This is a genomic window from Myxococcales bacterium, from assembly GCA_023898405.1.
In the GTDB taxonomy this organism is placed as follows: Bacteria; Myxococcota; UBA727; order UBA727; family JABDBI01.
Genome location: CP060221.1, coordinates 1198426 through 1212404, shown reverse-complemented (window position 1 = coordinate 1212404; position 13979 = coordinate 1198426). Strand labels below are relative to the sequence as shown.

Here is a 13979-nt window from a genome sequence, read left to right as displayed (position 1 = left end):
GGGTTTTTTGGATTGCGTGTTTGATTTTTTGGCACATGCTTAAGGGCCTAAATTTATGAAAAAAAAATCTCATAACATCGCATTTTTGTGCCAAGAGTGCGGCCACAGCGAAAAAAAATGGCACGGTCGTTGCCCTGCCTGCCAAAGCTGGAACACCATGGTGGAAGAAAAACTAAGCCAAGACTCAGGTTTTGTTTCACAAAATATAGATCATCCACAAGCCATAACAGAAATTCAAGGTGTAGAGCGAAACCGTAGAGCTATTGGTATTGAAGAGCTTGATAGAGTTTTGGGGGGCGGCATCGTTTTGGGTGGAGTGACACTTATCGGAGGTGAGCCCGGCTCAGGAAAAAGTACACTTTTGCAGATGGCTTCTTCCAAATTAGCGCAGCAGGGACTCAAGGTTTTGTATATTTCTGGCGAGGAGTCCAAAGAGCAAATTCGTCTGAGTGCTGAGCGGCTCAATGCTTTGAGCGAAAAATTATTTCTTTTGTCAGAAACAGAAATTGGTAGAGCTCTTCATATTGCTCAAGATTTTCGCCCAGATTTTTTGGTAGTAGATTCAGTGCAAACACTGATGAGCTCGGAGCTTGATTCGGCTGCAGGAAGTGTTGCGCAAATTCGTGAAATTACCGCTAAGGTTGTGCGTTATGCCAAATCAAATAATATTGCCACTTTTTTAGTGGGCCATGTCACCAAAGATGGAGCGATTGCTGGGCCACGATTGCTTGAGCACATGGTAGATACAGTTCTTTACTTTGAACAATCTCGCAGTGATCAATATCGCTTGTTGCGCGCACACAAAAATCGTTTTGGTTCAACCAATGAGATTGGTTTGTTTGAAATGGGAGCTTCAGGCTTGAAAGGTATTGAAAATCCTTCGGCATATTTTTTGGCTGAGAGGCCTAAAGATAAACCGGGGAGCTCGGTATTTTGTGCAATGGAAGGAACACGGCCTTTGTTGGTTGAAATTCAGGCATTGGCGGTTGAGACTATGTTTGGATCTCCAAGGAGAACCTGCGTAGGTATTGATTCAAATCGCTGTTCTGTTATCGCTGCGGTCTTGGAAAAACATGCAGGCTTGATGCTTTCGCGCATGGATTTATTTGTGAGTGTAGCCGGAGGAATTGATATCAAAGAGCCTGCTTTAGATCTTGCTTTGGCCTTAGCGATTGTATCCAGTATAAAAAATATTGCTCTTCCTTATGATTTGGTTTGTTGTGGGGAGCTTGGTCTTTCTGGTGAAATTCGTAGTGTATTTCGCATTAACGAACGTCTAAAAGAGGCAGCGCGTCTCGGTTTTAATAAGGGCTTACTGCCGCATGTTTCGGTTAAACATTTATCAGATAATTTTGGTCTTCGTCTCAAAGGACCAGCAACGATCGAGGAAGCAATAGAATTGCTTTTGAATTGAGAGGCTGTATTTAAAAAACTGCCTGAAAAAATTTTAAAAAAATTCCGCCAAAATAATTAGTTAAGCAAAATAACTAAATGGTGAGTAATGCGCAGAATGAGAAATCTAAAAATAATTTGATAATTAAATACTGAGAGGATTTTATTTTTTGATTTAACATGTTGTTTTAATAAGCACCAACAAGACGATAAGGCCGATATCCTAAGCGACCGATAGTAGCGGACAAAGGATATACTATGAGGCCATATTTAAGAAATATATTGTTTTGTTTTTCATTTTTCTCTTTAATTTTTTCACCTAGTTTTTCCGGTAGCGAGTCGCATGGTGATTTTGATTTTGATGGCAATGACAATAACGATGGTGGTGCCGGTGGTTTTGAAATTTTTGGTTTGCCCATACTTCTGCCCTATGCGGATTATCGCAAGGGTAGAAAATTGATAATGCTACGTCCAGGAATCCCAACTTTTGTGGCAGCTGTGCCGCTTGTTAAACCTATGGCCAAACCTCTTTATGTGAAAGGAAAATTTTTATCCCAGGATCAACTGGTGAGCATTGATAATGAATTGTTGCCCCCACCTGTAGAACTAATGGAAGAAAATAAGCAAGAACCACAAGTGGAGTTGGTTCCTGATAGTGATAAATATGGACGGCGGATTGTTCATCTCGATCATGGAAGCTGTGATAACCCTTTTCTTGTTCAGGATCATAGTACTTTTAATATTGGTCTTTTAGCAGGCATGAGCTTCGTTGATCCCAATAGCTATGTTGTGCAATACAATGTCCTGATGAAGGCGATGTTTACCAGCAGTGGTAACTCCGAGAGATTGGCTTCCAATCATAATGACGCAAAAGATATGAAAAAATTAAAAACACCAACTAAGCCTAAGCATTTTGATAAATGGGAGCCTGGAGATAATTTAAGAGAAAGTGGGATGATGGCGGTTGCACTCTATGCTGGGGTTTCGGTGGTAAGTCCCGATGTCCGTGCTGGTGGAGTATTGATTGGAAAATGGACCAAAGATATCCAAAAGTTAGATGAAAATTTAGTGAGGGTTGCTTTTACCCGGGGCGGAGGTTTTGGTATAACCGGGCGTATTCAAGCCTTACCTCTGACAAAAATTGAAGGTACTGCGCTAAAAGATTGGGATGGAACCCTGGTATATACTTTTGATCGCAGCACAGAAGAAGGTCGTAAAGCTCTTAAAAATGCGCTGCACAATAAAGTAATTGTTGCGCAAGATAGTGATGAAGACAATGTTACTCTTTTAACTCGAAGAGCAACGAAACAAAAAAAGATTTCAAAAAATCTGCAAGGTGGAATTCCTTTTTTAGTACGCGGCCGTATGTCATGGCACCAAGTAAAAATGAGTCAAAGTACGGCTAATCAAAGAAATGGCAAGCAAAATAACATTGCATCGAAAGGCTATTTTAAGCAAAGAGCCTATCGGCATATCAATTTACCCAAGACTAACAAACATAAAAAATGGAAACATTTTGCCTATACCAATCAGCATTACAACAAGATTGCTGAAGGGACAGCGCGTGTAATTAAAAATCAAGAAGAAAAAACTGTGAAAAGAAGTGATTTACGCTTGGCTATGGAAATATCTTTTAGCAATGACAAAGTAAAGGTGAAAAAAGTTAGAAAGTATAACAAAAGAATAGGTGAACGGGTAGGCGTAAATGATTTTGTTATTGATACGGATTATAAAAAGAAAAAACAGATCGGTTATGTAGGTATTAGCTATAAATTATTGGTAAATACACCAGCACTGAAACATGTTATTGATGAAGCTGTGGAAGATAAGCACTTGTTTGATATGGTCGCCAACGATCTGATCGACACTTATTTTGATAAAAAAGACGATCCACATAGTATTTGTCGTGGCACATTAAAAAATAAAAATCTATGTGTGGCTTTGATACGCTTCAATACCAAGCGCAAGCTTGATAAAATTTCATCTGATTTACGAAAACTACATAAATCAAAAATAATAAAATCAAAGTCTAAATCAAGCACTTTGCTGGCCAAGATTTCTCGTCGATTGAGAACAAACCAATTCGTTTTGCAAAGTTTTATAAGCAAACTTCCGCCAAATCCTAATGGCTATGGAACATTTTCTATTGAAGGTGAAAGATTCCTAGGTAAGAAATTTATAGTAGATCCCAATAATCAAAGAGAAATAGTAGATGACATAAATCCAGATGACGATCTTATGTTTGACGTGAATGATGCATTCATGAGAGATGAAGATTATGATATGTTTTAGTGAGAAATTATTGCAGTATTAATAAGTAGAATTATTTAAAATTAACAAGTTGCCATGCTGTTTTATTTGGTATGGCAACTTTTTTTAAAGTTAAAAATAAAATATTTTTAAATAGCAAATAAATAGTTTCAATTTTTAAGCCAAAAAACCTTCGAAAATAATATTATTTTTAACGATTTATTTTGAGGGATAAATCCATGAGTGAAAATAGTTTTGGTTTGAACCAAAATTTATTTTTTAAATTGCTTGATTAGTAAGAATTAAATTGAAACTTTTAGTTGCCATATTGAATTTAATTCCAGTATGGCGGCATTTTTCCTGAGGAAAGACAAACTATGCCCAAGAAAATAATTATTTTTACTTTTTTTCTTTCATATTTGGCGTTTAGTGAAAATGATCTCAAAGTCAGCTATCTGGATGAGCTAAAAAGATCCTTTGAAAATGATCTTTCAGAAAGCTCATCTACTTCAAGCACAATAAGATCTTCACTATCAACGTGTACAAGCGCGAGCTCTATTGATTCGAGTGAAATCGTAGAAGATAAAGTGGTTGAGCCGCAGTACGATTATTTCGATGAAGACTTTATTCAGATGTGCAGAGATAACAAAAGTCGATATGTTTTATTAGCATCGGGTTTTTCTGAATCTTCATTGTTAAAAATGAATCCGCGAAATAGGCAAAAACAAAAAAGATCCTTTCCTATGACTTATCTGCTTGCAGACAAGATTAACAACATGGGTGGTAAATCGATGATTATCTATCAGACAACAGCCAGGATCAACGAGGAATATAGAAAGTACCTTTACTATACTTCGCATCGCAGCGAACTTGAGAATATGAATGAAAATCAGATCGATGAGCGGGTTTTACAGTTTGAAAGAAAAACTTTTCGTTTCAATGTCTTGAGCACCAAAGGTAGAAAAAAAGCAGGTTGCGATCCGCATCGCTATTTGTATAGAGGAAAGAATGCTTATCGTCGAATCAAGGTGCCAAAGATACTTAACAGGCTTGAGAGAAATAGATTTGAAAACTCAACTTTAGTTGGTTTCACAGGACATTTCACAGGACCGACTTTGGAAAAACATGCTCAATCGCTAAGGCTTCCTTATTTGCTCAATCCCAGTTCTCAAGGACATCAGATCAAAAAAAGTCGAAGCAGGCAAAGCTTTCGTGATGCAGGCGTGAGGCATCCACGAGGAACTTATGAGCCAGCTTTCACCTTAGAAGACATTACCCGCGATATCTATAATCTTTTGATGGAGATTGATTATCCCAAACTTGTACTCAAGCTTGATGAATCGGCAGGCGGCTATGGTAACAAGGTTATGAAGTTTGAAGATTTCAGCAAAGATATGGACGAAGAGTATGCCAAAGCCATGATTAGAGAACGATTCAACAATGAAGAAGAATTTCCTCCACGATTTATCGATAGAATTGAGGAAGAAAATGGCGGTGCTATTGTTGAGGAATTTATCGTTGGAAAAGATTTTACCTCGCCCGCTACCGTTTACATGATCACAGGAAAAAATCAGGTTTCAATGCGCTATACTTACGATCAAATTTTGGGTGATGGCGATGATGCTCAGGATTTTAAGGGATCATTAGGCCCTGTTCCTTTGCTTGACGATCCTTCAAGCAATATCGAATTGATGAGTGAGAAGATAGCCCATCATCTAAGCGAGATTGGTGTACGAGGAAATGTTGGTACCGATTTTGTTATCATTACTAATCAATATGGTGAGCGTCTTGCCTACGCTATAGAAAATAATGTGAGAAATACCGGGACGAGCTATCCTTACAACGCATTGAAAATGTTGATTGGTGAGGGGAGATTAAGGGGAAGATTTATCAAGGCCTTTGATGATGTGAAAATTCCTTTGGTAGCAACCAAAGCATTCCGTGAAAAAATTCAAGAACTTTTCTATAGACACTTACGTACTCATCCACTGTCATTTAACAAAGATACTGCAAGAGGATGCCTCGTTCATCATGATACTTTTAGTATTGGAAAAATCGGAGTGGTGTGTGCGGCAGATTCTTCTCAAGAGGCTCTAGATATGTTTGATAAATTTACTGCCGATGCAGTGGAATACATTGAAGCTCTGCCAGAACTAAAAGCTTACGAAAATTACTCTAGAATTCAAAAAGAGAGTGAAAAAACATACCAAAACAATTCTGAAAAAGATTCCACACTGTTGCGCTCCCAAAGTACGATTAGTTTTGAGATCCACGAAGATCAAGGCTATGTAGAAGAGCTATCTGAAATCGATGGAGAGGTGGAAAAAAGAATTACATTTATTTATTAGAAGGCGTTGAAGATTATCTACAAAACAATTTAAAAGCTCTGGTCCACAAGTACGTATGCTGGACCAGAGCTCTTTAAATGGTCCTATAGAAACAATTCACATTTTTTAGTTAATTTTTTATAAGTTTTGGTATCGGCACATATATTAGGACACACGTTCATTTCAATAAGATCTGTTATGTAATTTTTTAGTTCATTAATATCATTGTTTTCATTGGGTAAATTAGATTCTAGTCGCACAATCAATATGTCTAATATATTTAATTTTTCATTTGTTGAGTTGTTTAATAAATCAATCATTTCTTTTTTATCTTTTCCTTTAAATAATTTTATAATCCTTTTTTGTATATCCAAAATATCGTGTCGAGCAGCGTCACGTAAAATATTATCCATGGAGTCAAGCGAACTACTATTTACCTCTATTATTTCTTCTTCAGCAGCTCTGTCATTTCCTGTATTTAAACTGTGATCTGCTTGATTGTTTATAATCTGATAATAATAATCAGAAAAAATTTTAAGACGCTCCAAATAAATGCCGTTTAAATTGTGAGTTTGATCCGTAATATTACTAATAAGTGATTTAAATAAACTTTTTTTATTTTCAATAAGTTTAATGATTCTTTCTTTAAAATAATTGTTGTCCATGTAAATATTTTCGGCAACCACTTGATAGATAAAAAGAGTAAGTTCTTCTGCGGAATCAATTTTATCATCAACAGCGACATTAACTTTATCGGAAACGAAGTTATAAAAAGAAAACAATGAGATAGAATCATAATATGCTTTTGATATTAATTTAATTAATTTTTCTTCGTCTATTTTTTTGAATAGGTTTTTGTAGAATTTTATGGATTTAATATAAGGAAAAAGTTTGTAGGTTTCGTCTAAATAGTCGCTGTCTAATAAGTGTTTAATCAAACAATCATTTAGTTCATCGTTGAGTTTGAAATTTTTAACAACGTTAATTAAATTATCAAAACTATTAATGCTTAATAAAAGCAGATTAAAAATATCTTTTTTAATGCTTTTGTATTTGTCTTCTTTTTTTTCTATTACCAGGCTGAAGATATGCAAGAAATTGTTGAATTTATTGTTTTGTAGTTTTTTTGTTCTACTGTTATTTTTAGGGGAGTCTGCTTTAATAAATTGATTTAATATGACTTCCGAATCTTTATATTTATCTAGAATTATAGAGAGCTCTAGTAGTATTTTTAAGTTTTCAGTGTATTTTTGATGACTTTTAATAAATATTGAGGAATTATTTTTAATTATTTTAAAATCATTAAAGGATGAATTGTAAATAATTTCTCTTACTGGCTTAGAGTTATTATAATTTTTTATTGTTTCCAAAAAACTTAACTTAGTATCAAAATTAATACCGTGCTCGTTAATGATTTTTTTAAGTATTTTTTTGTTGTTATTGTTTTTTTGTTCTTTATTGCTGTTTTGTATTATTAACATTATAAGTTCTTTGCTTAACTCGCTTTTAGACGATCTATCTTTTTCAAGTATTTTCTTAATAATTTCATCGTTTACTAGTAAATTAAACGCTTCTAAATTGCTTTCTTCTACTGCTTTTTTGAGTAAGTCTATTTTCTGTTCATTGTCTGGTTTTTTATTGTATAAAACTTCAAACAACTTTTCGTTATGACTGCTTATAGCCAAGGAATAAGGGGTCTCTTCTTGTGAGTTTTCTATCTTTTGTGATATTATATGTTGATGCTTCAGTATCTTATTAACTAAGTTTTCCAAGTTAAGTACATTATGTTTTCTTTTTTGTCCTGTTAGTAAATCTAGAAAACTTTCATCTTCTGAGTCTGAAATTTCAAATATGTTATCTTGAGAATTATTAAGGTTAATATTATTGTTGTCTTTAGCTATTTTACAAGCATTTGATCTGCATAAAATATGTAAGAGACTATCTTTATTATTATTTTGTTCATTGATGTTAATCCCTGTTTTTTCTTCGTTTTTTAAAAATAAATCAACTAAATTTAAACGGTTTTTACTAGCAGCATAAAGAATTGGTGTATTACCACTTTTATCTCTTTTAGCGAAGATACCTTTTATTTTTTCAGTGTTAATATCTTTATTGTTTAGAAGATTTTCTATTTTTTCTGTTTCATTATCTTTAATCATTTTAATTAAATTCTGATAACTAAAATCAGAAGAAAAAAGAAAATTGGCAGTAAAAAAATATAAGAAATAAATGAGCTTAGATGACATAATTTAAATCCTTGCAGGAATTTTAGGTGATTACGCTATAAAAATAAGAATATTTTCAGTCTGTTAAATCCACAGCGATTTATGGAGGAAAATAGCCAAAAACCGTCACTGTAATAATGTAATTAATTTTTCCATAATCAAGACAGGAGTCTTAATTATTTAGCAATATACTCGAAAAATTTTAAATTTCAGCCAAAGTTGAGCTTAAGTCCCAGCTATTTTTTGCTTCGAGATAAAAGATGAAAAAAATCGCATTTTTTAGAGCGCTAAAGGCAACCAAAAATTTGAATTGGCGAAAACAAAAATAACCCAGTTACATGAATCACTTTTCAATAAATAAATAAATATGTTTTAGGAGCGCGTTGGTTTTAATTTGGCTGACGCGCCTTATTATTATTCTTGCAAGATTGCCATTATCCTTGCTGCGATCTCTTCTACCGAACGTGTAGTCGTGTCTACAAAGGGGATAGATTCTTTTTCAAATAAGCTTTTTAAGGCATTAAGTTCTTTTTCAATAATTTGAGGGTCAGCATAATTTCCTATGCTGTAACGGGAACGGCGAATATTCAAAAGCCTTTGTGGACTGATAATCAATCCAACTAATTTCTTTTTATTATTCAGATGATCTTTACTGAGCGAAAAGACAGGAAAATCTTCTGAGGTAAAGGGGTAGTTGGCAACCTTTAAACCAAAATTGAGGGCCAGGTAAAGCGCTGTTGGAGTTTTGCCGCTGCGAGAAACGCCAAGTAAAATTAAATCTGCTTGGTTATAGTCTTTGGTTTTTAGGCCGTCATCAGTAGCAAGACTAAAATCGATAGCGGCTACACGTTTTTGATAGAGGTGTTCATTGCCAACTTTGTGAGCTTGGCCAACTTGTTTAGATGATTTTTTATCGATTAAGAGTTCGAGTTTTGGCATAAATGGTCTGAATATATCGATTACGCCCGAAAAACCTGCAGATAATTGTTGCATAAGCTCGTCATCCATCATAGATGCAAAAACTATTGGTGGCTCACCACTTTCCTGATGAGCACGTTTTATATCATTTAATAATTCGAAAATTTTATTTTTTGTGTTTATATAGGGCCTTAAGTGTTCTTTGAAATTGATATCAAATTGAGATAAGAGGCTTGTGCCAAGGCCCTTAGAGGTTATAGCAGTGGAGTCAGAAACAAAAAAAACACAGCGAGTCATAAAAAAACCTCAAATATTTTTGCGCAAGTAATGATGTTTTTGCTATGCGCAGTGGTTATTAACTAAAACAAATTTTTTTACTGAACATTAATTTTTAAAGTGATCATTGATAGATATCGAAAAAAATATTTTTAGTTGGGAGGATTTCATGGAACAGGTAATCAAGTGGTTTGATCAATTGTCCAACAATGACATTGCGCTAGTTGGTGGCAAAAATGCTTCGTTGGGAGAAATGATTTCTCAACCAAAAAGTGCCTCGATCCCAGTGCCATTTGGTTTTGCATTGACTACCGATGCCTATCTAAAATTCTTAGAAAAAAATAATATTGGAAAAATTATTTATGAAAAACTCGATGAGCTCGATCCGAGCAATTTAAAAGAATTGGCCGAATGTTCTTTAGAAATAAAAACTCTCATAAAAAAGTATGATTTTGATGAAGAAACTGTTGCTTTTATAAAAGCCGCTTACAAAAAATTGCTCAACGGAAAAGAAAATATGAGAGTGGCTGTGCGTTCCAGTGCATCAGCCGAAGATCTTCCTCATGCATCTTTTGCTGGGCAACAAGATACCTATCTGCACGTAGCAAGTTTTGCTGAATTGATAAAACGTATCAAGGATGTGTATGCATCGCTTTTTGGGGAAAGAGCCATAGCCTATCGTGCTCATCAAAATTTTGATCACCGATCAGCTCACATATCGGTTGGCGTTCAGCGCATGGTCAACAGCGATGAGGGAGTGAGCGGCGTGATGTTTAGCATTGATCCAGAAAGTGGTTTTCGTGATGGTGTTTTTATTAATGCGAGCTATGGCTTGGGCGAGAGCGTGGTATCTGGAGCGGTAAACCCAGATGAATTTATGATCTACAAGCCTGCTATTAAAAATAATTCATTAGTAGTGCTCAACCGGAAACTAGGCTCCAAAGCGAGTAAGCTTGTTTTTGATGGTGAGCACTCCCTCAAAAAAATAGATGTCGAACAAAATTTATCCAATAAATTCTGTCTGAACCATGAGGATCTCAAAAAATTAGCGAGCATGGCTGTCATTATTGAGGATCATTACCAGCGTCCGATGGATATTGAATGGGCCAAAGATGGAGTGAGTGGTGAATTGTTTATTCTTCAGGCTCGCCCAGAAACTGTTCACAGCAACCAAAGTACAGCAGTGCAGCAAAGTTATTTTTTAAAAAGCTCAGGCCCAATTATTGCTGAAGGCCGTGCGGTGGGTAAACGCATTGGTCAGGGAAAAGCCCGTGTGCTGAAAACTATCGGTGATGCCAAAGATTTTATGATAGGTGAGGTGTTGGTGACAGATATGACCGATCCAAATTGGGAGCCGGTGATGCAAAAGGCTTCTGCCATTGTCACCGATCGCGGAGGACGCACCTGCCATGCGGCAATTATTGCTCGCGAGTTAGGAATCGCTGCGGTGGTTGGGTGCGATAGTGCTACCAAGACTATTAAAAATGAGAGCGATGTCACAGTATCGTGTGCTGAGGGTGATACTGGTTATGTCTACCAAGGTTTGCTTGAGATTGGCCAAAAAAATACTCAGCTTTCATCAAATATTCATCCGCCTGTACCACTGATGCTTATTGCTGCGAATCCGCAAAAAGCACTGAGCTATCATAGCCTGCCACACCATGGCATTGGTCTTGCGCGTTTAGAATTTATTATTGCCACAATGATCGGTATTCATCCCAATGCCTTGATTCAATACAAAAATATGCCTTTGGAAATCAAAAATACTATTGATGTACGCACCAGAGATTTTGCGACACCAAAAGATTTTTATGTTGCAACACTTGCTCAAGGAATCACGAGCCTTGCGGCAGTAGCCTTTCCTTATCCAGCTATTGTGCGTCTAAGTGATTTTAAAACCAATGAATACGAGGAGTTGCTCGGTGGAAATTTGTTTGAAGCTAAGGAAAATAATCCCATGCTTGGTTTTAGGGGAGCTGCGCGCTACCTTTCTGAGCAATTTTCACATGCCTTTGAACTCGAGTGCGAAGCTATAAAGCAATCTCGTGCTCAGGGATTTAAAAACATTCAGGTTATGGTTCCTTTTGTGAGGACCATAAATGAAGCTCGCAGCATAATTGAAGTCCTTGCAAAAAATGGCATTAGCTCAGGGCCCGATCTCAAAATAATTATGATGTGCGAGGTTCCCAGCAACGTAGTGATGGCTGATGAATTTCTGCAATTTTTTGATGGTTTTTCTATTGGTTCAAACGATTTGACGCAGCTATGTCTTGGAGTTGATAGAGATTCACATATTCTTGCCAACAGTTTTTGCGAAAGTGATCCTGCGATGCTTAGGATGCTATCAAAGGCCATCGATGCGTGTAAAAAAGTAAACAAGTATGTGGGTATCTGTGGTCAAGGGCCGAGTGATAATATTGATTTTGCTCGTTGGCTTATACAACAAGGGATCGATACTATTTCCCTCAACCCCGATACTATTGCTGATGTGCATCAGGCTCTGAGCGATCTCTAAGAGATTGTTTGGTAAATAATTCAAAAAGCATTCTCTCAAGATCAAGCCAGCCAAAGAAAGTTTTAGTCGCTAAGTTTAGGCCAAGTTTTGGAGTAAACATCATGACGACTAAAATTACCAGCCCAAAAAGCCGCTGGTTTGAAACAACAATCGGAGAGTTTGTTGAGACTGTCTATGAAGTGGCCATGGAAGAGTTTATGGATGAGCGTATAGCTAGAAGAGTCGCTATGCAGATGCTTATCAGAAAGCTTAGATTGCAGCATAAATTGGTTGAACAAGTCCAAAATAATAAAACAGAACATAAGCAAAAACGCGCCTATTTACGCTCAGAGCTCAACAAACGCCGCGCACAAAAAAAATAAAATCAATAATTTATTAAAGCAGATGGAATTTATTATTTATGAGCTGCGATCTCCCAAACAGAATCTTGCCTAGACAAAATAAAGCCGATAGCCTGGCCTAATGAAAGATATGCACATACAGCGTCCGTTAAAAAATCCCATAGTTTTAGAGCAGCACTTAGAAAAATTGATCAGCGTGATCGAAAAATTTGGTGGAAAAGCTCTCTTGGTAGGTGGGTGTGTGCGTGACCACCTGCTTGGTATAACTGCGAAAGATTTTGATATCGAAGTGTACGGGCTTGAAAGCAAAGCATTAGAAGAAATTTTATCAAAAAATTTCAGCGTTTACGCAGTTGGTAAGAGCTTTGGCATTTTTAAGGTGAGTGTCCAACTTAATAATGAGCAAAAGACTTTTGATGTGGCGCTTCCACGTAGAGAAAATAAAAATGGGCGTGGGCATAAAGGTTTTGTAGTCACTACCGATCCACATATGACTTTTGAAGAGGCATCTTCGAGACGTGATTTCACCATCAATGCTATGGGTATCGATACCAAAAATCAAAGCTTGATAGACCCTTATGATGGAGAAAAAGCTCTCGATCAAAGAATATTGCGCCATGTATCGCATGCATTTATCGAAGATCCTTTGCGCGTTTTAAGAGCTGCACAATTTTGTGCTCGTTTTAATTTATTGCTTCATGATGACACGATTGCTTTGTGCAAAAGCTTAAAAGAAGAGCTTACCAGTCTTAGCAAAGAGCGCATTTTTGAGGAGATGAAAAAATTACTTTTTTCTCCTACTCCTTCTATTGGCTTAGAAATTTTACGAAACACCGAAGCTTTGATTTTGTTTCCTGAGCTTGAAGCCTTGATTGGCTGTGAACAAGATCCTGAGTGGCACCCTGAAGGTGATGTGTGGATACATTCCTTGATGGTCACTGATGAGGCTGCTAAAATTTGTACCGATTTGCCGCAAGATGAACGTTTGATTGTGATGGCAGGAGCGCTTTGCCATGATCTAGGTAAGCCATCCACAACTATTTTTAAAGATGGACATGTAAAAAGTCCAGGTCACGAGCAGGCTGGACATGAACCTACACTTTTGTTGCTCGAACACATGGGTTTTCCAAAAAAATATTACGATGACATTGCTTGTTTAGTGATGGAGCATTTAAAACCTTTTCAACTTTACAAAAAAAGAGAAGAAGTCTCGGACGGTGCCATCAGAAGACTTTGTTCAAGGGTTAACGTTGACCATCTGCTGATGGTCTCTAAAGCCGATTTTTTGGGGCGCACTTCATTGGAAGCGCTGTCCGGTTTTGATCCATCAGAAGAGTGGCTTAAAGAAAAAGTAAAGATGATTATGGGGCAGATAAAAAAACCAAGTCCAATCATTCAAGGACGTCACCTCATCGCTTTAGGTATGAAGCCTGGAAAACATTTTTCCCCTTTGCTTGATCAAGCATTCGAGGCTCAACTTGATGGAATTTTTTGTAATGAAGAACAGGGCATAGAATGGCTCAAAAATAAATTGAATAAAAACAAGGAGTAAAAAAATTGTGCCGATTGTTTTTCAGTCTGTTGCAATATATTTTTCTAAAGATTTCATTTTTTAAAAAATGATAGTTTACAAGTGAAAATATTAGCGTTAAATATTGTATTGTTTTTTCGCGGAGACTTAAGCCAGTGCGTCTATAATTTTTACCATTAAAATAATCGTTTCATTTTAACACAA

The 13979-nt window shown here is 36.3% G+C and carries 8 protein-coding genes; 6 read left to right on the top strand and 2 right to left on the bottom strand.

Going from position 1 to position 13979, the window contains the following annotated elements:
- Positions 1–55 precede the first annotated feature (55 nt).
- The 3 genes from radA (at position 56) to H6731_05410 (ending at position 5990) form a co-directional block, all read left to right on the top strand.
- Positions 56–1414 (top strand): DNA repair protein RadA, encoded by a 1359-nt coding sequence (gene radA, locus H6731_05420; GenBank protein USN51847.1) that lies wholly within the window; start codon positions 56–58, stop codon positions 1412–1414.
- 236 nt (positions 1415–1650) lie between these two features.
- Entirely contained in the window at positions 1651–3684 is a 2034-nt protein-coding gene (locus tag H6731_05415; protein USN51846.1) for a hypothetical protein, read from the top strand.
- Between the two features lie 335 nt (positions 3685–4019).
- On the top strand, positions 4020–5990 hold the full coding sequence (locus H6731_05410; protein USN51845.1) for an ATP-grasp domain-containing protein: 1971 nt from the start codon (positions 4020–4022) through the stop codon (positions 5988–5990).
- A gap of 83 nt (positions 5991–6073) precedes the next feature.
- On the opposite strand, the gene H6731_05405 is transcribed toward H6731_05410, so the two are convergent.
- Positions 6074–8215, bottom strand: a complete 2142-nt coding sequence (locus tag H6731_05405; GenBank protein USN51844.1) for an ankyrin repeat domain-containing protein — start codon at positions 8213–8215, stop codon at positions 6074–6076.
- A 393-nt stretch (positions 8216–8608) separates the two neighbouring features.
- Positions 8609–9409, bottom strand: coding sequence for a pyruvate, phosphate dikinase/phosphoenolpyruvate synthase regulator (ppsR, locus tag H6731_05400; GenBank protein ID USN51843.1), 801 nt, complete (start codon positions 9407–9409; stop codon positions 8609–8611).
- A 148-nt stretch (positions 9410–9557) separates the two neighbouring features.
- On the opposite strand from ppsR, the gene ppsA reads away from it, so the two are divergent.
- The 3 genes from ppsA (at position 9558) to H6731_05385 (ending at position 13796) form a co-directional block, all read left to right on the top strand.
- Positions 9558–11903, top strand: coding sequence for a phosphoenolpyruvate synthase (gene ppsA, locus H6731_05395; GenBank protein ID USN51842.1), 2346 nt, complete (start codon positions 9558–9560; stop codon positions 11901–11903).
- Positions 11904–12004: 101 nt separating this feature from the next.
- A complete protein-coding gene (locus H6731_05390) occupies positions 12005–12265 on the top strand; it encodes a hypothetical protein (protein USN51841.1) in 261 nt (86 codons plus the stop codon).
- Between the two features lie 109 nt (positions 12266–12374).
- Entirely contained in the window at positions 12375–13796 is a 1422-nt protein-coding gene (locus H6731_05385; protein ID USN51840.1) for an HD domain-containing protein, read from the top strand.
- Positions 13797–13979 lie beyond the last annotated feature (183 nt).